We start from the raw sequence: 21,119 nt of genomic DNA, 5'->3' as shown, positions 1-21,119 counted from the left end.
TCTTTTTAGTTAGGAATGCAGCTCTTTCTCAAGCGCAGTGCCCATTTCACGGGAACGTTCGGCACATCGATTTACTGCTGCAATGACAGTTTCAAAGAATTCTCCTTGCTCTAGTACTTCTATTGCTGCTTGTGTAGAACCATTCGGGGAAGTGACCTTCTTGCGAAGTGCAGCTGGATCTTCACCCGTTTGCTGTACCATTCTGGCAGCACCTAGAACCGTTTGAACGGTTAACTGCGTGCTTTGATCAAGCGGCAGTCCGCCTCGTATACCAGCAGCGATCATTGCCTCCATCATATAATAAATATAGGCAGGTCCACTGCCGGAAATACCCGTCAAGGTTTCCATGCGTTCTTCGTCTATGACTGTTGTAAGTCCAACAGCTTCAAAGATGTTGAGTGCAAGGCGTCGACCTTTCTCATCTACTTCCTTGGAAAAGGCAATGCCGGTGGCACCAAGACCAATAGAACTAGAAGTATTCGGCATTGTGCGGACGATGGGTTGCTCTTTACCAAGCAGACCTTGCATCGTTCGAATGGACAGCCCAGCGATTACAGAAACTATGATCTGATCTGGAGAAAGAAGAGGACTTAGTCCGCGTAGCGCTTCGGCAGCATCTTTTGGTTTCATTGCTAACACAATTACTGGTGAGTTCCGTAGATAATCTGTTTTTTGTTCAGGATCATTTGTACCGATTACGCCGTAACGACTTCTTAGCTCTGCCAGACGTTCACTGCTGCTGCGGTTAAGCATAATAACATTATCGGATTTCACGATACTGCGGCTAATCATCCCGCGAACGATGGCTTCTGCCATGGAGCCAGCGCCATAAAATACAATATTATGATTCATTAGTGGAATGGAAGGTTGCTGACACATGGCTAAAATCCTCCTAAAGTGGTGTAATTGAAAACAGATACGTGGACACTAGCCTCGTATTTGACCTGTTCCATAAATCTTATATTTGGTTGAAGTAAGGGCAGGTAGACCCATTGGTCCACGAGCATGGAGTTTCTGTGTACTAATGCCGATCTCTGCACCAAATCCAAATTCAAAGCCGTCTGTGAAGCGGGTGGAAGCATTGTGGTAAACAGCTGCAGCATCTACTTCCTGTAAGAAGCGTGAAGCGTTATCCGGATCTTCTGTTACGATACATTCCGAGTGCTTCGTTCCATACTGGGCGATATGCTGCATAGCTTCATCTAAATCGCTGACGATTTTGATATTCAAGATATAATCGTTATATTCTGTAGCATAGTCCTCTAATGTTGCAGGTAATGCCCATGGGACATAAGATATTGTTTCCTGACAGCCTCTCAATTCAACCTTAACCTCACGGAAAGCTTCGGCTAATGAAAGCAAATACTCTTTTGCGAAATCCCGATGAACGAGCAGCGTCTCCATGGCATTGCAGACCGAAGGGCGTTGTGCTTTGGCATTCAAGCTAATGTTCTGTGCCATTTCTGGCAAGGCGCTTGCGTCGAGATAAGTATGGCAGATGCCTGCACCTGTTTCAATAACAGGCACGGTTGCGTTAAGCACAACATTTTGAATCAGAGAACTACCTCCACGGGGGATAATTACATCAAGTAGTCCGTTGAGCTTAAGCATTTCATCAACGGAGGAACGGTTGGGATCCTCGATCAGCTGAAGTGCATTTTTCGGCATTGAAGTCCCTGCTAGCGCTTGGTGAAGCACCTCGACAATTTTTCGGTTAGAGGACAGAGCGGAGGAGCCACCGCGCAGCACAACAGCGTTACCCGTCTTAAGACACAGACCAGCAGCATCAACAGTTACGTTTGGGCGTGCTTCATAGATGATCCCGATGACACCGAGTGGAACACGGAGTTTCTGGATGCCCAGACCATTTGGACGCTCAATGGTTTCTAGCGTGTCACCAATCGGATCAGGTAATACAGCGATTTGTTGAAGTCCTTCAGCGATACTGTTTATTCGGCCTACATCTAAGGCTAGTCGATCAAGCATAGACTCAGGAGTGCCGCTTAGGCGCCCGCGTTCCAAATCTTCCTTGTTGGCGGTAATAATGGCTGGAGCTTCACGGCGTAGCGCTTCTGCCATCACTAAGAGAGCTTCATTTTTTTGACCGGTTGTTAGACTAGCTAATACTCCAGTGGTTTCCTTGGCTAATTTTGTTTTATTGACAACCTCACTCATGACGATTCCTCCTTAAATTTTGTATGGACAAGATTCCTTACCTTAAAGTAATCCATTCGTCACGGTGAATGACCTCTAGCCGGTGTACTTCTCCCAGCTTCGGAACAATCTGACGGCTTGGTAAGCCTTGAATACTGCGCAGCTGGGCGTCATCGTAATTCACAATCCCGCGTCCCAGCAATTTGGAGTCAGGTCCAAGGACCTCTACAACATCACCTGCATGAAAATTGCCTTCTACATGTTTGACGCCGACAGGCAGCAGACTATGACCGCCATGGAGCAGCGCTTCAACGGCTCCTTCGTCAATGTAAAGGGAGCCGAGCGGGGTGGACATGAAGCCAAGCCATTGCTTTTTAACAGGCAAGGAAGATAACTTGGTTGCAAAATAAGTACCTCGACCCGTTCCTGACGCTGCGAGTTGTAAATCTCCAGGCTCGGTAGCTCTTCCAACAAAGACAGGTACACCACCTCGTGTGGCAATTTTGGCAGCATCGATTTTTGAACGCATACCACCCGTTCCCACACTAGAGCCGGCTCCACCGGCAATAGCATAAATCTCTGGCGTAATATCATCAACGAACTGATAGCGAACAGCGTCGGGATGTTTCCGTGGATCTCCGCTGTATAAGCCATCCATGTCGGTTAAGACGAGCAATCTGCTGGCTTTCAGCAGGTTGGCTACGAGCGCAGATAAAGTATCGTTATCGCCGAATTTCAACTCATCTACGGAGACGGTGTCATTCTCGTTAAATACAGGCACCGCTCCTTGGCGAAGCAGCTCATCTACCGTCATCATAGCGTTATTCATGGCTCTGCGACTACAAAAGTCGGTACGGGTTAGTAAAATTTGTGCTGTGGTGATTCCATGCTCAGCAAAAGCTTCTTGATATGCCTGCATGAGCAGCACTTGGCCTACAGCTGCCGCTGCTTGCTTCTCATGCAGTAGCTTTGGACGTGTTGGGTAACCGATACTGCGAAAGCCTGCAGCTACAGCACCGGAGGTTACCAATAACACCTCGCAGCCGTTTCTCTTCAATTCGGCAATCTCTGAAGCGAAGAAGGAGACGGCTTCGCGATTCAAACCGCCCTCTGTTCCAGTCAGCGAGCTGCTGCCTATTTTGACTACGATTCGTGTCGTCATTTCTGTTCACTTCCTTAGTATTTTATAGATCCTGAAAACGACAAAAAGCCCCCATCCTTAGACTTAGCAAAGGACGAAAGCTATTAACTTCCGCGGTACCACCTTCATTGATGAGGGATCATCCGACTTCATTCTCGTAACGGGAGGATCCGTCCTGTTTAGCACAGGCCGCTCGGGGGTAGGATTCGGAATGAAAACCGCGGTAAATTCTTTCAGCCTGTCGGAATTTACTCTCTAGGCGCGGTTAGACTCATTCTTACTGGTCCCGTCTGCACGTTTCACTTATTTTCAATAGAATACCATGGAGATGGTTGCATTGCAAAGGAAAAACGAAGGAACTATTTCTCGCATGAGAGAGCTTTAAATATTATGTTTAGCCTCTAAGCGAGGGGGTAAAGTACTTATAATCTGTTACTAGGAGGTGGATTGAAGTGACTAAAGGCAACAATGCTGAGCAGGCACAGAACCAAGATCCAAACGAAATAGCAGAGTTTCAAAATAGTGTGACTCGTGAATTTGTGGAGGAACATACCGGAACTTTCATTGTTAAAGGATCTGTTAATGAAAGTACGGCTCGGGTGTCAGATGATCAGAACCGCCTGATTACAAAGCGTAATATGCGTAAATAAAACAGAAAGTTTTATAAGGTAAACTTGAAAAAATGCCCTGACAACCATGCAATTGGTTATCAGGGCATTTCATATGTTTTGGAAGAAGGTTATGAAAGGCTAAGTATCTATTCCTCAGTTAGTTCAGCTACCGTAGATTTAAATGTTTCTACAAAAGCCTTTGCGGCCTTGGATAAATAACGTCCACGTCGATAGGCTACGACTAATGTTCGGCTAGGGGCTGGATCAGCTAGAGGCAAGTAGACAGGCACGAACTCACTCCGCGGTGCACGAGCGATAAAATGAGGTACAAGAGTTACCCCCATGCCAGTAGCCACCAGTGACTGAACTGTCTCCATGTTATTGCTCTCAAAAACAATTTTTGGCTCGAAGCCAGCGTTTCGGCACAGATCCATAGTCATTTTGCGGAAGCCTTGACCTTCTTTAAGTACAATAAATAGCTCGTCCTTTAGTTCTTCCAAAGAGGTTTTAGTTCCATCTAAGCTACGTTTAGCTAGTGGGTGTTCGGGTGGGACTGCAAGATCGATCCTTTCCTCACCCAGTTCTTCGTAAGCAAGAGCCGGAATTTCGAGCGGCAATGAGAGCAGGCTTAAATCAGTCTGACCACTCGCAGTAAGCTTCTCTAGGTTCATGGAGGAGTCTTCAAGCAGAGTGATTTCTACATCCGGATAATTTTGTTTAAAAACCGGAAGCACATGCGGTAGTAAATGTGCACCAGTGATCGGCATACTGCCTACAACGACTCGACCGGTACGCAGTTCAGAAATATCAGACATTTCTTGCCGCAGCAGTTCTACGCCATCAATGATGATTTGGGCTTGCTCTACGAATTTAGATCCAGCATAGGTCAGTTCAACAGAACTGGTATTTCGCTGGAACAGCATTACACCGAGCTCTTTTTCCAGCTTGGAAAGCTGCTGACTGAGTGATGGTTGGGCAATGTGCAGCTTGTCCGCTGCTCGGGAGAAGTTTTTTTCGGCTGCGATTTGCAGTACATATTGTAGTTGTCTCAGTTCCATGTATAAACTCCTTTGGGAGATTGTTTTTACTTATAAGTATAACCTATGAAGTTGAAGTTTTATATAGGTTCGCATGTGAGTTCGTGCACGAACGCTCTGACCGGCAAATAGGAAGGTGTGGTTTACCAGTAATCGCTGGAGTCCTTTATGTTTGCCGGTCTAATTTCTATGCTATCTTATTACGTCTTACTATACTTTGCGGGCTGGAGAGATGCTTTGAGGGTTGTTAAATATATTTCCCGGGTCATATTTAGCTTTGACTCTCCGTAATCTAGGATAGTTCGCTCCATAATATACTGTTCCGGAATTTTTAATTCCCTGGTCTGGAACGTTGATGTAGCTCCCCACGATAAATGGCTGCAGCTTCCGACGTGTATTTCGTACTACGAATATATTTCTGGCAGCTTCCGATTTCTTGATCCATGAGCTATTCCACTCTACATAGAATTTCGCTTTACGCCAGTAGAAGGCTGTAGATTTGGGTGACTTACGGCTCACAGCTCCACCCCAGTTGAGGAAAAAGAAACCTGCGAACTCTCCCTCCACTTTCTCTAAGAATTCACGCATGGACTTAATTGCCTTGTCCGGGAAGGGTTTTCTTACGAAACCGCTGGAGAACTGGTTGCTGACTCTTTGAGTTAGCACTGGATCGGGCGCTAACATAAAACTCACTACTTTTGTATAGGGCAAAGAGCGGATAATTTGATTCGTAGGCGTTCCTATGCTCGTAACGGGCTTTAAGAGGCGAGAAGCCTCTGCTTTTGATCCGAGGAACAGCCCCGTCATAGTAACATTACCGCCTTTTTTCGGACCAATGGATAATTCACTGCCCAACTTGGTATTAACGGAAGGAGCCCAGAGTTGCCAAGCTTTGAATACCTTCTCGAACTGATCCCAAGGCCAGGTGATACGAAAAACGGTAGCCGAAGCTGGAGCTGGACGTACTTTGAATTTGTAACTGGTGTAAACTCCGAAATTCCCCCCGCCACCTCCGCGTGAAGCCCAGAGGAGATCAGAGTTACTATTCTTATTGGCGCGAATAATTTTCCCTTTGGCATCAACCATTTCGAGTTCGATTAGATTATCACTAACAAGGCCCACGGTTCGCTGGAGCGGCCCGATACCCCCGCCTAGGGTGATGCCTCCGATTCCAACCGTAGGGCTATCGCCGAATGGAGCCATATATCCTTGCCCAGCAAGCGTGTGTGCAATTCTCCCTACTGTATTTCCGGTACCCACAACAACAGTTCCTGATTTTTTATTTAGTTTGATTTTCTTCATTTCACTTACATCGATGACAATTCCTCCGGTGACCTGTGAAAGATTAACCTCCAGGGAATGTCTACCGCTTCTTGCACGGATGGGGACTTTATTCTCGTTAGCCCATTTTATGGCGTTCGCGACATCTTGTGTTTTTTGTGCGAAAACAAACACTTTCGGGAATTTGTCAGTATGTGGATCCCAATTCTTACGTGCCGTTTCATACCCTTGATCACCTTTGAAAATAACTCGCCCGGTAAGTCTCGTTCCTGACTTCAATTGTTCCAACTCCTTCTGAGCTAACAAATGCACTGCATTTCAACAACTAGGACCCGATATAGTATGAAGGGCATTCGTCTAAGGAGTGGGCTTACTAGGGTCTCAGAAAAAAACGTCTTCAATCTTATAGGTTGAACCTATCAGTTCTATAGATATCATATCTTGGAATTATAAAGAAGGTGATGTTATATTTAGATCATTCAAGAGAGACTCCACGCTCTCTTCCAATGAACGATTCTATTAATGAGGTGAAATTATGAGCAACAAGACAATGTTTGAGAAGATTTGGGATAATCATGTTATTCATCAAGAGGAAGGTAAGCCTAGCATTATTTATATTGATCTTCATTTGGTTCATGAAGTAACTTCTCCACAAGCGTTTGAAGGACTTCGCCTCAGTAACCGCAAGGTTCGCCGTCCTGAACTGACTTTCGCTACAATGGATCACAACGTTCCTACCAAGGATCGTTTTAACATTAAAGATCCAATTTCCAAGCAGCAAATCGATACACTTTCTAAGAACTGTGCTGATTTTGGTGTGAGATTGTTCGACCTGAATGATATTGATCAAGGTGTTGTTCACGTAATGGGTCCTGAGATCGGCTTGACTCACCCTGGTAAAACTATCGTTTGCGGTGATAGCCATACCTCTACACATGGTGCATTCGGTGCGCTGGCCTTTGGTATCGGAACAAGCGAAGTTGAACATGTAATGGCTACCCAATGTTTGCAACAATCCAAAGCTAAAACAATGGAAGTACGCTTTACTGGTAAAAGAAATCCTGGTGTAACAGCAAAGGATATGATCCTTGGTGTTATTGCTAAGTATGGTACTGATTTTGCAACAGGTTATGTAATTGAATACACAGGTGAAGCTATTAGTGAGTTGTCGATGGAAGAACGTATGACCGTCTGCAACATGTCGATCGAAGGCGGAGCAAGAGCAGGCTTGATCGCTCCTGACGAAACTACTTTTAACTATCTGCGTGGACGTCAATATGTGCCGCAAGGCGAAGCTTATGACGCTGCTGTTGAAGGATGGAAGAGTCTTGTTAGTGACGAAGGTGCTCAGTATGATACGGTGGTTGAATTCGATGTGGAGACATTGATTCCACAAGTGACTTGGGGTACTAGCCCGGGCATGGGTACAGATATCAACTCTAGCGTGCCAAATCCGGCTGACTTTACCACTGAAAATGAACGCAAAGCTGCTGAAAAAGCGCTTGAATATATGGATTTGACTCCTGGAACTCCTATTTCTGAAATTCCAATTGATTATGTATTTATCGGTTCTTGTACTAACGGACGGATCGAAGATTTGAGAGCCGCTGCCGTGGTAGCAAAAGGCCATAAGGTATCTGACAAGGTTACTGCCATTGTTGTTCCTGGATCTGGTCGTGTTAAAATGCAGGCTGAGAAGGAAGGGCTTGATAAAGTCTTTACTGATGCGGGCTTTGAATGGCGCGAAGCGGGATGCAGTATGTGCCTTGCGATGAACCCTGATGTACTGCAACCTGGGCAACGCTGTGCATCTACCTCGAACCGTAACTTTGAAGGACGTCAAGGTCGCGGTGGACGCACGCATCTGGTATCCCCAGCTATGGCTGCTGCAGCTGCGATAAAGGGTCGTTTCACTGATGTACGTGATTGGAACTATAAGACGGAAGCTGTCAGCTCATAGAACTAGAGAGAACACGGGAGGATAAAACTATGGATGCTTTTAAAAAATTAACAGGAATTGTTGCACCAGTAGATCGGGTGAATGTAGATACGGATGCAATTATCCCAAAGCAGTTCTTGAAACGGATTGAACGGACTGGATTTGGACAATTTTTGTTCTACGAATGGCGTTTTGATGAGGCTGGCAACGATAATCCTGCCTTTGAAATGAATAAACCACGCTATAAAGATGCTTCTGTCTTGATCTCACGTGCTAACTTTGGCTGTGGTTCGTCACGGGAACATGCACCTTGGGCGATTATGGATTATGGTTTCAGAGTTGTTATTGCACCTTCTTATGCAGATATCTTCTACAACAACTGCTTTAAGAATGGCATTTTGCCGATCAAGCTTTCGGAAGAGCAAGTGGATGAGCTGTTTAATCGGACAGCCGAGCATGATGGCTACCAGTTGACCGTGGACCTTGAAAGCAATACACTTCATGATGAATTTGGACTAAGCATCAGCTTTGATCTGGATGAGCACCGCCGTCAGTTCTTGCTGCAAGGTCTGGATGATATCGGCTTGACCCTTCAACATGCGGATGAAATTGCTGCGTATGAAGAGCGTCATGCGGCTAAGTTATTCTCTTAATAGTAGGGTATGACTGGTTTCATTCTTAATTTTTACAAAAATTACGCAAAACTTCTATTTCCGGGTCACGGAAATAGAAGTTTTTTTGCTATAATCAAAATATTCATTGGTTATTAAGGAAACATTTGGTGATTTCTGTCGTCTAAGTATTTATCTAGAACTATCACTTGCAGAAGGAGCGGGAAAATGAGAAGAGTTGGGTATCGAACGTTGCTGCTATTGTTGCTGCCATTATTATTACTATCATTCACTGGACGTGAAGCTGCCGCAGCTAGTAGTAGCTCAGGCAGAATTATTATGGATAATCAAGAGCTTACTTTACCAAAAGGAATTAAACTTGAGAACGTCAATGGCAGTGTTATGATCCCTGTCAGAGTGGTAGTGGAGAATCTTGGATTTGAGGTTTTATGGGAGCAGCAGGCCCGCAAAGTAACGGTTCACCAAGATGGAAAAAGCATTGAGCTGGCTGTAGGACGAAAAACAGCTGATGCGGATGGAGTAACGTTTGATTTAAACGCAGCACCCAAGCAAAGCGGTGGTACAGTTCTCGTTCCGATTCGCTTCGTAAGTGAGCAGTTCGGGCTCAAGGTTGGCTGGGATAATAGCGATAAAACGGTCTATTTGACGGGTGGACAAGCTTCGGTGGCTACACCTGAGGGAACCGTTACTAGTCCTACAGCAACAAGTACGCCTTCTCCAACTCAGATTACTACACCCGGCATGGATAATGGCACAAGCGCTGGAAGTGTTGTGCCCTCACCGACACCACAATCATCTTCCGTACCAGGAAGCACTGGTGTGAATGCAGCAGGTCCGCTTGTAAATGGGGCAGCCTTCACTGAGAATCGATTAATCATCGCTGTTTCTGGGGCTGCTAAACCTAGCATCACAAAAATGAGCAGTCCAGATCGAATCGTCGTAGATTTTCCCGGTGCGGCTTTTGCTCCTGATTTCGTAGGAGGCCTACCAAGTATTACCACAAACGGAAGTCCGCAAGGGAAGCTGGATGTTACGGGTTACCCTCTAGTTTCTGAGATCCGGTATGCGTTGTTCAGTGTAAGTCCTTCTACTGTTAGGTTCGTGATTCAAACAGTCGGGAGCCAGCCTTATCAATTAAGTACGGATGAAAGTACTGGACTGGTGACACTAGATTTGAATGTTACAAGCAGTGAAGGGAATACCTCAGGTGGTAGTGGAATGACAGGGAAGCCAGTTGTAGTCCTCGACGCGGGTCATGGAGGGTCACAATCAGGAGCAGTCAGCCTCACAGGTAAACTGGAAAAAGACTTCAATTTAGCTGTTATCCGTAAAGTACAAGCACTGTTAATGCAAGAAGCTTTGGTTGACGTCGTATTTACTAGGACTGAAGATATTACGTTAGGTCTTCAGGACCGTGTGAATATCGCAGAAGCTGCAAAGGCTAATCTATTTATTTCAGTTCATGGGAATTCACTGGAGCAGGGTTATCCGAATAGAGATAAAATAAATGGCAGTGAAACGTACTATTCGCGTAGTGGAAGTCTGCCGCTTGCACAGATTATGCACAAACATCTGATAGCTGGTACTGGATTCAAGGACAACGGAGTAAGAACGAAAAGTCTGCATGTTACAAGAGAAACCAGTATGCCGGCAGTACTTCTAGAAGTGGGGTATCTTACTAATTCAGGAAATGAATCAGGGATGTATAGTGAGCAGCTACAAGACAAATTAGCGAGGGAAATTGTAGCTGGTATTAAGGAATATTTAGGACTTTAATGCTTAATGTTGGTGAGATTTCTCAATTTTTATGGAATATATTCGCAACCTTTATAGATTATTAGCGTCTAATAGAGGTCTGAGGTTGACGTAGACAGGCCATCACGATCGCCATTCACAGGCGAATACTAGATTTAGAGGTGAAGAATGAAGAAATTCAGTTTGATGTTGTTTTTGTTGCTCTTAGTTTTTGTTTTGCCTGAGAACGGACATGCTGCTGCCGGGAATAGCAAGATTTATCTGGACGGCAAGGAGCTGACCGCAGGGCAAAATGTCCCGGTTGAGAATGTGAATGATACAATCATGGTGCCGTTAAGGTTGATCTCTGAAAGCCTTGGATATAACGTGGGATGGGATCAGAAGAGCAAGACGGTAACGATTGAACAGCAAGGAAAGGTCATCAAACTGGTTGTGAATCAAAAGACAGCCTCAGTTGATGACAAGACACTAACGCTTACCACGGCACCAATCCTTCGTAGTAATACGACACTTGTACCGATTCGATTCATAAGTGAACAGTTTGGATTGAATGTCTCGTGGGACAACGTGAAGAAGAGTGTATATCTTATTACCCCAGGATCCTCAAATGATAACGGTAGTTCTGGTGGAAATACTGAAAATGGTGGATCTGAGGTTGTACCCCCAGTAGATCCTTCTAAGAATTTAACGATGGTAAATGGTGTGAGTTTTAGTGAAAATCGTTTGAGTATTGCGATAGAGGGTAATTCAGCACCGAAAGTGACGGCGATGACTGGACCGGATCGGTTAGTGGTTGATTTTCCTAATGCTACTTTCTCCGATCTGTTCGGAACTGGACAAGTTCTTGACCCTGACCTGAATGGTAAACTGGAAGTAACGGATTATCCTGATGTTTCTGGAGTGCGTTATTCTCTTTACAACACTAACCCTTATACAGTACGTTTTGTGATCGATTTGAATCATCCTAAAAATTATAACGTAAGCGTTTCTGGCACCGATTCTAAGCTGGTCATCATTGATCTGAATGCAGAAGATACGGGAGATACTTCAACACAGCCAGGCAAGGATGGTAAGAAGCTTGTAGTACTGGATGCAGGGCACGGAGCTAAGGATTCTGGAGCAGTTGGAGTCACTGGTAAATACGAGAAGAATTTTAATTTAGCTATAGTGCTTAAGGCAGCTGCGTTGCTTAAAAAAGAGAGTAATATCGACGTTGTGTTAACGCGTAGTGACGATACTTTCTTGGAACTTAAGGATCGTGCGGCAATGGCTAATAATTTAAAGGCAGACCTATTTATTTCTGTACATGCCAATAGTTCAGGATCCTCGGCGGCAAGTGGAACAGAAACTTATTATCAACGGGAAGCCAGCAAGGCATTGGCGAACGTGATGCATAAATATCTTGTTCAAGCTACAGGACTTAGCGATCGCGGTGTACGTTACGGTAATTTCCATGTAATTCGTGAAACGAAAATGCCTGCAGTTTTACTTGAAGTAGGGTACCTGAGTAACAAAAAAGATGAGGCGTTGCTCTTTACAGATGCACTTCAAAATAAAGTTGCTGCTTCAATGGTGAGTGGAATTAAGGAATATTTGGGTATAAAATAACAGACCAGTGGCAGACGAGCGCCGCAAAGTCAGCTTTCTGCTTTTGTTTTTAAAAGGGAAGAAGTGGTTTTGCGGTACCTGTCTGCCCGTATTCATCTAGAGGAGGCGTTTATTAATGATGAAACAAAAATGGACTATGGTTGGGGTTGCCGCGCTGCTCCTGCTAGTGATCGCTGGCTGTGGAGATAAGCCTACAGCAGCTCCAGCAAACGGTGTGGAGACAGGTAGTACTAATGTTGTAAGTGGTGCTGGAGAAAGTACTCCGGCTCCAAGTGAAGATCCAGGAAACGAAGTGGCTAGCACTCCGCAACCGACAGCAGACAATACTAGTGCAGAAACTCAGCCTACTGCGAAGCCAGTAGCAGATGAGAAGCAAAAACAGAGTCTGAGTATAGAAGCTTATTATACGAATTCACAAGTTATGGATCTGATTCCTGCTAAGACTAGCATTAGCTTCTCTGACGATGTTGAGAAATATACAGAGACATTCAAAGCATTGCAAAGTAACGAGAATACTGAGCTTGTATCGTTATGGGGAAAGATTGAGCTGAAATCGTTAAAGTTTGTGGATGGTCAAATTGTGATGGATATTCATAAACCGGATGAAGCACAGCTGGGTGCTGGTGGGGAGTCCTTAGCGATTTCTTCACTTGCCAAAACCTATTTTCAATTTGATGAAGTGAAAAGTATCGAAGTTTTGGTAGACGGTGAAAAGGTTGAAAGCTTGATGGGTCATGTGGACCTAATGCATCCTATGACTAGAGATAATAGCTAATTGTTATTACAACAAAGGAATACAGCATCTAACTGACGAACTTTAAGGTATACTATTTATTTGTGTCACAGAGAGGGGAATAATCTATTGTCCGCGCAAAAAAGGTCAAAACGTCCATTGAAGACTTATTCTACTAAAGCAGTATCGGCTGTTATGGCTGGTGCCATGATTTTTGGCGGCACAAGCGCAGTGTTTGCAGATACAGCAACGACAGCAGCAACAACCACAACACAATCTGTAGGCATTTTTAGCGATGTGAAAACAGGCTTCTGGGCTGAAAAGCATATTTATAAACTTGCATCACAAGGAATTGTGGTTGGTAATAATGGTTTGTTCCGCCCTGGCGATTCTGTAACTCAACAAGAAGCTGTGCTTATGGCATTACGCTTTATGAAGTTGCAGGATAAAGTGGATACTTCTTCAACAGTTTCCTTACCTAATGATTTTAAGGTTACAAATTATTACAAGGATTATGTAGTGTTAGCCTTTCAACAAGGCCTGCTTGATAAGGCAACCGAAATGGCTCCAGATAATCTGAAGACTTCTTGGGGAGAGCGTAAAGCTTCCCGCGAATGGATTGCTGAACTCCTAATTCGTGCACTAGGAAAAACTGCAGATGCAGCCGTAGCAGCTAGTGAGCCGACAGGTTTTGCGGATGATGCTAAAGTGTCTGCAAACAAAAGAGGCTACATCAACGTTGCTGTTGATCTGAAACTAGCCAATGGTCTTGATGGTAATCGCTTTGATCCACAAGGGGCTGTGACCCGTGCTCAATTGGCAACCTTTTTCAGCCGTGCGGAAGCTCACAATACGGTTGAATATGACAACACGGTATCAGGAACAATCAGTCAATTAGCAGATGGAAAACTATCCGTTTATAACAATGGAAAGACTTCTACATATAACCTGGGAGCGAGCACCGCTTATTACACAAGCGCTTCTGAAAGTAGAATAAATCTAAGTGATATCCAACCTTACACAAAGGTTACTGTAATTGGAGCGACATATAACGCAGCTTATGTTGAAGTGACAGACCCTACACAACAAGTGGAGAGCCTTTCCGGAAACTTCGCAATGGTAGCACCTGGTAATAAGCTATGGCTGAAATCAGCTACTGGGTTCACTGAATATTACTACGATGAAACGACTACCTTTGTAGATGCGAATGGGACTTCAATTGAACCTGCTTCGCTGGTAGCAGACAGCATAGTTACGTTACAGCGTGAAACTTATAGCGGTTCACATAAAGTGGTCAACGTTCAAGTGACTTCAGGCGTTGTTAACAAAACGACGACAGGTACCGTTCAAAGCATAGATCTTACTGGGAAAAGCATTACGTTTAAAAATGCTGCTGGTACGGTGGAAACCTTTAAATGGGAAGATGGCACTTCATTATTCAGCTCGCAATCATCAGTACTGCAGCCAGCAGATTTAAAGACAGGTGCTGCTGTTAAATATACGATTAAGGAAAATGTGATACGTACTGTAGAAGTGACAGAGGGTGTTGAACGGACAGTTCAAGGTGTACTTACGGAACTGAGCAATTCAACAGTTGTTTATAAAAAAACGGACGGAACACTTGAAGTTAAACTGTTAGGCACGAAGCCGGTGATTGTTATTCCGAATATGAATAGCGCCGTGGCTGATGATCTTATAGCTGATAAAGTAGGTGGGGACAAAATTCAGCTTACGCTAAACAGCAGTGACCAGGTCACAAAAATTGAAGTGTTAAGTCGTCAAATTGAGCAGTATAGTGGAGCGACGGTTATTGACTATAATACAAAAACACAGCTGTTGACAGTTCTGGATGTTGATAAAAAGGCACATGTCGTTCAGTTGGATGAAAAAACAAAATTGTTGATTGAAGGCGTACTTCCTAACTTAACGAATGCCGGTACGAAACTTGTTGAGAACCGTAAAGTAAATTTAACGGCAATAGGTCAACGGGCTTTGTCTTTGGAAATTGTCACAAAGTACGAAGGAACTTTGTCTGCTGTTAATACTACTTCTAGAACAATTGTATTGAAGCTTAAAGATGGCGGGCAAACTATAACACTGCCATATCCACAATTAGTTGATCTTTTTGGGAAGACTAATCCATCCTTAAGTGATGTCCCTGTTGGTAGTAATGTGACAGCCTCACTGACAACTAGTCAGGATCTCATTGCAGTATTGAAAGTAAAGACCGTTCTTCAGGTTGAAGCAGCAACTGTTAATTCTGGAACCAACCGTGTAAGCATTAAGTGGAACGGGGGGACCAGTGAAATTAATACTGCGGCGCTTCCAATAACTAATGAAGCCGGTGAGAGCATTAAGATAACCGCTTTGAAATCAGGAGATTATCTGAATGTGACTTTTGATGGAAGCGCACCGCTCTCTATTCAGGCCGTCAAGCTTACAACAGGTCAGATTAGTTCAGTAGGAGCAGCAACCAATAGCTTAATTGTGAAGGAGTATGCTGGAGCAGCACAAAACTTTACTGTAGGTGGAGTTAGAATCATACGTGATGGTGCGACAACAACGGCTCTTAGTAACTTAACAACAGCGGACAGAGTGGAGATTCGGAAAGATACGGATGGAGTGACAGTCATTCGAGTGTTACCACAGTTAACTCGTTCATTCTCTCGCTTTGACAGTACGACGAACTCATTGGTGACGAAGAGAGCAAATCTGAACGATAAGTATCAGTTCACTCTTGCTTCAAATGTATATATTCATCAAGGAGATACGACATTGTCCGTGCAATCTCTGAAAGAAAATGATAATATTATAATGTATTTCAATAATGATATCGTGGTTGAAATTGTGAAACAATAGTAGCAATGGTGGATTTCCGAGTGAATCACCGTCTTGACACAGGGGCTTTGCCTGCGTCAAGACGTTTTTTTTGAAATATAAGAAAGTTTAAGAGTTGTATTTTCTTGAAATGTATGAAACCATACGTTATAATACAGACTTTGCTTATATTTCTTTACATTAGAGGACACGCTCGTGTAAGTTTTACTGAGCGTAATCGCTCCGTGGAGGGGACACTATGAAAGTTGCAGAGGTCCGCCACATCTTGGATACGATTGGAGACTTGTTCCCTGATGCACATTGCGAGCTCAATCACAGTAATGCTTTTGAATTAACGATAGCGGTACTGTTGTCAGCCCAATGTACGGATGCAACGGTGAACAAAGTGACCGAGGACCTGTTCCAAAAGTACAAAGCCCCCATCGATTATATTTCTGTACCGCTGGAGGAATTGGAGGGGGATATCCGGCGCATCGGCTTATATCGTAACAAAGCTAAGCATATCCAAAGCCTATGCTCTATACTCATAGAACGGTATGGTGGCGAGGTGCCTGAGGCTCATGACTTGCTTGTAACGTTGCCCGGTGTAGGTCGTAAAACCGCAAACGTAGTAGTATCCAACGCTTTTGGAGTTCCTGCCATTGCAGTGGACACGCATGTGGAGAGGGTTGCCAAACGACTTGCGCTAGCAGGCTGGAAAGATTCTGTGCTGGAAGTGGAAAAGAAGCTGATGAAGGCTGTGCCACGTGACGAATGGACGATCACTCATCACCGGCTTATCTTTTTCGGACGATATCACTGCAAGGCACAGAACCCAAAATGTCAAGTTTGTCCGCTCCTTGATGTATGTCGAGAGGGCAAAAAACGTATGAAAACAGCGGTTGTCAGGAAAGCTAAAGATCATACGTCAAAAAGTTAGAGTTGAAGAAGAGGATGGGATAGAGATGAAATGCATTTCTGTATACACAGATAATTTTGAAGTGTTCTCTGATATTTTTGATCGCGTAGTGGAAAGCCCACTCGAAGAGAACGAAGAGCAAGAAGTAGAAGGTATCACGATCAGTCATTCCGGTGACGTTCCTGAACACTATTTTGAGCGTATGTCAGTGAAACCTGAGGTTGTCGTAATGAGAGATAAATCTCGTGGGTTGACTATTCTGCAGCACGGAAAAGTATTCGAAATTCTGTTACCTGTTTCGGAAACTGCATAAGTTAAAAAATGTTAAAAGGAGTCAGCCCTCAGGTTGGCTCCTTTTTTGTTGCTTACTTTTTAGCGATAATAGCAGAAAGATGTTTTAATAACCTCATTTCGTAAGAGATGATAGGTTATTTTGTAAGTAGTGTGTATTTAATTTGTGTCAAACTGGTGATAAACTGTAATTATTATTTATAAAAAAGGTTTCGCATGACATCTCAGAAATTACACCGTTATAAACATTGTATAAATTTAAATGCCTTCAGCGTCCTTATAAGGACGGCAAGCGTTTAAGCGAGAAATATAAGGATAATGAATAGTGTGAAACATATACTTTCTTATATTTTAAAAATGAGTCTGATTTCGTATTCTTGAATGGGTAATATTCAAAGCATGATTAGATGGTAACAGTGGAGGTGGAGAGTCAGTGAGAGCGGAACAGGTTAGCATTCAGAAAGAGACATTAAATGAAACAGCATCGCTGCTTTTCCAGTTGCGTAGATTAATGCATCGCTGGGGCGATGAGGGATCTGAACGTATATATGAAGATTTACAGCATAAAGAGGGTGGGAATGAACTGACCCTTGCTTTTTGCGGGCATTTTTCGGCAGGGAAATCCAGTATGATCAATCTCCTATGCGGCAGTTCAGTGCTGCCTTCGGGACCTGTGCCGACTAGTGCCAATATTGTCTCTATTCGCAGTGGAGTTCCGCGAGTGCTTATTTATCCTAGGGTTGAAGGAAGTGAAAATGAACCTTCACCTATAGAGACAACTCCAGAAAGATTACAGGAATACTGTCGAAATGGTGGCGAATATTCCGCGATTGAGGTATGGAATGAGATACCGCTGCTAGGTAAGGATGGCGTTTTATTGGATACACCTGGTGTAGATTCGACGGATGATGGTCATCAGGCGGCGACTCGTTCCGCGCTGCATTTAGCGGATGTTGTATTTTATGTAATGGATTATAACCATGTACAGTCAGAGAATAATTTGGCCTTTGCCAAAAATCTTAGCGACTGGGGTAAACCTTTGTATCTGATCGTTAATCAGATCGACAAGCACAGGGAACAAGAAATTTCTATTGAGGAATATAAACGTCAACTTGAAAATGCTTTTGAACAATGGGGGATTCATTGTGCTGGAATTCTGTTCACCTCTCTCAAAAAGAAAGAGCATCCACTTAATCATTGGGATCATCTCCTCATCCTAATAACCGAACTATTGGAACAAAAGGAGCAACTACTTCAATATAGCCTATCTCGTTCCATTCACCATACAGCGGACGCTTCTTTAACTGCATTCCGTGAAGATCAGCAGGAGGAGAAAGCAGCTCTCCTTGAAGAATTGGAAGGTACGAACGCAGAGACGGTGACGAAGGAACTGAAGTCGCTAGAAGAAGAGCAGAAACAACTCGAGGAGTTGCCTCAGCATTCGCGATCGAGCTTGCGAACGGGTCTCGACACTTTACTGAATAATGCTAATCTAATGCCTGCGGATGTTAGAGAGGCATCGGGAAACTATATCGAGAGTGCCAGCCCTACGTTTCGGTTAGGGTTTTTCTCTACGGCTGCGCGGCGGGAGAAGGAACAAAGTAAACGACTGGCGGTATGGCAAGGACTGTTGACCCGAGAGATTTCCGCTCAGCTGGAATGGCATTTGATTCAGCTGGTTCGTGATTGGGCGGAGAGTCTCGGGTTGTGGGAGGAGGAGGCGGAGACGACTCTGAAGCAAGGGTTCCCGGCGGTGAGCCAGGAGTGGCTGGCGGCTTCAGTTAAGCCGGGAACGGGGAATAGCGGCGAGGCGCTGCTCAATTTCTGCCGCACACTTGCGGCTGATATTAAGAGCCAGTTCCGCCGTGCCGCCTTAGCGGTGAGCGATGAGCTGTTAGCGAAGCTGCCACCGCTCATGGATGAGCGGCGCGCGGAACTCCAGCGCCGAGAACAAGCTCTTGCACGGCAGTCGCGCGCCGTAGCCGCGCTAGCCGCCCTGGACCGCGCGGCTGACGCCCGCGCGCACGAGCTCGCGGCGCTGCTGCCGCCGCGCCGGCCCCTCACCCCCGGCATCCTGCCGGAGGTGAGGGTCACCCCGCGTGCGGCCGCGCAAAGCGCCGCACCGCGGGAGGTCCAGCCGCCGCAAAGCGTAGCGGCTGGAAGTGCCGCCGCCGCAAGCTGGGCGGCGGGAACGGCTTCGCCGGCGGGCGGACGCCGCCGGCTATCGGCAGCCGCTGACGCGCTGGCGGCTGCGGCAGAGCTGCTGCGCCGCGAGCCTGCGATGGCATCAGCGGCGCGGAGTCTGGCCGCACGGGCGGAGGATCTCGCCGGCGGCCGCTTTACCCTCGCGCTGTTCGGTGCGTTCAGCGCGGGTAAGTCCTCCTTCGCCAACGCTTTGCTCGGCGAAGAAGTGCTGCCCGTGTCTCCACATCCCGCCACGGCTGCGGTCAACCGCATATTGGCGCCGGAAGGAGACTTCCGTCATGCCAGCGCGGTTGTAACGATGAAGACCATGGCAGATTTCTGGGATGACATCTGCCATTCGTTCAGTGTGCTGCAGCTGGGTGAACCACAGCAGAACTCATGGACAACAGTTCTTGCAAGCTTGCCTGCAAGAGGAATTCATCCGTCTGCATTGCCCCATGCTGGATTTCTACGGGCAGCAGCGGCTGGCTGGGCAGAAGCCGAGCCTTTGCTTGGAACAGTTCGAACTGTGGATCTGGAAGAATACCGAAGCCTTGTAGCCGAGGAGACTCGGGCCTGCTTTGTACAGGGGATTGATTTGTATTATGCCTGCCCCTTGACCGAAAGCGGGATTGTACTCGTGGATACACCAGGAGCCGATTCGTTGCATGCCCGTCATACCGGCGTAACCTTTAATTACATGAAAAATGCGGACGCAATATGTTTTGTTACCTACTACAACCACGCCTTTTCAAAAGCAGATCGAGGTTTGCTAGCACAGCTGGGCCGTATTAAAGATAGCTTTGCACTTGATAAAATGTTCTTTATTATCAATGCTTCCGATCTTGCTTCTAGTGAAGATGAATTGGAAGAGGTACGAGAGCATGTCGCTCAAAATTTACGTGCAGGTGGCTTACGTTCACCGAGAATTTACGCGCTCTCTAGCTTGCTGGCTCTGGAAGGTAAAACTCAGCATAATTATGAACGCTATGAGGCTTCCCGTTTCCATCATTTCGAGCAAGCCTTATCCAGCTTTGCGGGAGATGAACTTCCTCAGCTTTCACTTAATGCAGCTGCAGAGAGTATTGCATCTGTTCGCCGCAGGGCGGAAGAGTGGCAGAATCTCGCTTCCATGGCGGCAAACGAGCGCGAAGCAGGATTAAAAGAAATGCAAGAACGTCGTCAATTAGCATTGAAACGGCTATCCCTATTGGAGACAGAAGAACGTCCTGGTAGAGATCTAGTACATGAAGGAGAGGAGCTGATCTATCATGTGTGTCAGCGGATTAGCTTCTCCTTCACTAGAAATTTTCAGGAGTCTTTCCACCCCTCCTTGCTGCGTGAGGATGCAGGAAATTTAAAAGCTATCTTCGCTGCATGTGGTGCAGAGCTGATGCGTACCACTCAGCGTGAATTGGAGCAAGAGCTATGGGCGACAACGCTGCGACTGGAGAATACTGGGCGCAGACTTGTTCATGAAGCTGCCGAAGCGGCTGCTGCTGAGCTGCGCTTCTCTACGCAGGAGTTTCAGCTGATGGAGAATGAAGAAACGGCATGGCCATCTCCTAGTGAGCTGGAATGTCAGCTTCAGTCCGTGGAATGGTCAACCTTATGGGGACATTTTAAATCTCCCCGCTACTTCTTTGAAGGCGCTGGCCGGGAGCAAGTCAAAGGTGCGGCTGAGCCTCTTGTGAAAGAAGCTGTTAATGTTGCGGCGGCAGAGCAGAAGAAAAAATTACTTGCACATTATGTCGAATGCATTGCCAATGAATTAAAGGCCGCTTCAGAACATCTTCAAGAAGGGATGGCGGAGCAAGAGAAAGCGATGCTGGATCTCCTTAAAGGAGGTGAGTCCGCAGATCATTGGGGCCAGTTAGGTCACCAATTATCTCTCTTGGAACAATCTTTTGTTGATAGATTGGACAAAAATCTTTGAAATTTGTAGGAAATTGTCGAAGAACACTTGCAATCTGGCGTATGATGGATGAAAATAAAGAAGCCTGAAAATATACAAAGA

General features: G+C 45.4%; 15 protein-coding genes. 10 read left to right on the top strand and 5 right to left on the bottom strand.

All coding sequences use genetic code 11. From position 1 onward, the window contains the following. Positions 1-9: 9 nt before the first annotated feature. The 3 genes from proC to proB are packed head-to-tail and all read right to left on the bottom strand — an operon-like array spanning position 10 to position 3,316. Positions 10-879 carry a pyrroline-5-carboxylate reductase gene (gene proC, locus NSU15_RS20270; protein ID WP_339287395.1) on the bottom strand — a complete coding sequence of 290 codons (870 nt, stop codon included), beginning with the start codon at positions 877-879 and terminating at the stop codon, positions 10-12. Positions 880-927: 48 nt separating this feature from the next. Then, positions 928-2,175: a glutamate-5-semialdehyde dehydrogenase gene (locus NSU15_RS20265; RefSeq protein WP_339287394.1), complete on the bottom strand. Its 1,248-nt coding sequence runs from the start codon at positions 2,173-2,175 to the stop codon at positions 928-930. A gap of 37 nt (positions 2,176-2,212) precedes the next feature. Then, entirely contained in the window at positions 2,213-3,316 is a 1,104-nt protein-coding gene (gene proB / locus NSU15_RS20260; RefSeq protein ID WP_042129472.1) for a glutamate 5-kinase, read from the bottom strand. Between the two features lie 431 nt (positions 3,317-3,747). On the opposite strand from proB, the gene NSU15_RS20255 reads away from it, so the two are divergent. Then, positions 3,748-3,945 (top strand): hypothetical protein, encoded by a 198-nt coding sequence (locus NSU15_RS20255; RefSeq protein WP_042129470.1) that lies wholly within the window; start codon positions 3,748-3,750, stop codon positions 3,943-3,945. A 107-nt stretch (positions 3,946-4,052) separates the two neighbouring features. Here the strand turns inward: NSU15_RS20255 and NSU15_RS20250 are convergent, their stop codons facing one another. Together NSU15_RS20250 and NSU15_RS20245 are read right to left on the bottom strand one after the other, a co-directional pair. Further along, positions 4,053-4,964: a LysR family transcriptional regulator gene (locus NSU15_RS20250; protein ID WP_339287393.1), complete on the bottom strand. Its 912-nt coding sequence runs from the start codon at positions 4,962-4,964 to the stop codon at positions 4,053-4,055. Positions 4,965-5,153: 189 nt separating this feature from the next. After that, complete coding sequence (locus NSU15_RS20245; protein ID WP_339287392.1) at positions 5,154-6,503, bottom strand: FAD-binding oxidoreductase; 1,350 nt, start codon at positions 6,501-6,503, stop codon at positions 5,154-5,156. 256 nt (positions 6,504-6,759) lie between these two features. Here NSU15_RS20245 and leuC point away from each other — a divergent pair, with 256 nt between their 5' ends. From leuC to NSU15_RS20200, 9 genes are all read left to right on the top strand, one after another. Beyond that, on the top strand, positions 6,760-8,184 hold the full coding sequence (gene leuC, locus NSU15_RS20240) for a 3-isopropylmalate dehydratase large subunit (RefSeq protein WP_339287391.1): 1,425 nt from the start codon (positions 6,760-6,762) through the stop codon (positions 8,182-8,184). Between the two features lie 29 nt (positions 8,185-8,213). Next, a complete protein-coding gene (gene leuD / locus NSU15_RS20235; protein ID WP_042129463.1) occupies positions 8,214-8,816 on the top strand; it encodes a 3-isopropylmalate dehydratase small subunit in 603 nt (200 codons plus the stop codon). A gap of 186 nt (positions 8,817-9,002) precedes the next feature. Then, positions 9,003-10,571: an N-acetylmuramoyl-L-alanine amidase family protein gene (locus tag NSU15_RS20230; RefSeq protein WP_339287390.1), complete on the top strand. Its 1,569-nt coding sequence runs from the start codon at positions 9,003-9,005 to the stop codon at positions 10,569-10,571. A 147-nt stretch (positions 10,572-10,718) separates the two neighbouring features. Then, entirely contained in the window at positions 10,719-12,158 is a 1,440-nt protein-coding gene (locus NSU15_RS20225) for an N-acetylmuramoyl-L-alanine amidase (RefSeq protein ID WP_042129459.1), read from the top strand. Positions 12,159-12,273: 115 nt separating this feature from the next. Continuing rightward, entirely contained in the window at positions 12,274-12,933 is a 660-nt protein-coding gene (locus NSU15_RS20220) for a GerMN domain-containing protein (protein WP_339287389.1), read from the top strand. 87 nt (positions 12,934-13,020) lie between these two features. Beyond that, entirely contained in the window at positions 13,021-15,750 is a 2,730-nt protein-coding gene (locus NSU15_RS20215; protein ID WP_339287388.1) for an S-layer homology domain-containing protein, read from the top strand. A 217-nt stretch (positions 15,751-15,967) separates the two neighbouring features. Then, positions 15,968-16,648 carry an endonuclease III gene (gene nth, locus NSU15_RS20210; protein WP_076119747.1) on the top strand — a complete coding sequence of 227 codons (681 nt, stop codon included), beginning with the start codon at positions 15,968-15,970 and terminating at the stop codon, positions 16,646-16,648. 25 nt (positions 16,649-16,673) lie between these two features. Beyond that, on the top strand, positions 16,674-16,940 hold the full coding sequence (locus NSU15_RS20205; protein ID WP_042129455.1) for a hypothetical protein: 267 nt from the start codon (positions 16,674-16,676) through the stop codon (positions 16,938-16,940). Between the two features lie 411 nt (positions 16,941-17,351). Continuing rightward, positions 17,352-21,038 carry a dynamin family protein gene (locus NSU15_RS20200; RefSeq protein ID WP_339287387.1) on the top strand — a complete coding sequence of 1,229 codons (3,687 nt, stop codon included), beginning with the start codon at positions 17,352-17,354 and terminating at the stop codon, positions 21,036-21,038. Positions 21,039-21,119: the final 81 nt, after the last annotated feature.

Source organism: Paenibacillus sp. FSL E2-0201, assembly GCF_037963325.1.
Classification (GTDB): domain Bacteria; phylum Bacillota; class Bacilli; order Paenibacillales; family Paenibacillaceae; genus Paenibacillus_AQ.
This window is presented reverse-complemented; position numbering and strand designations above follow the sequence as displayed.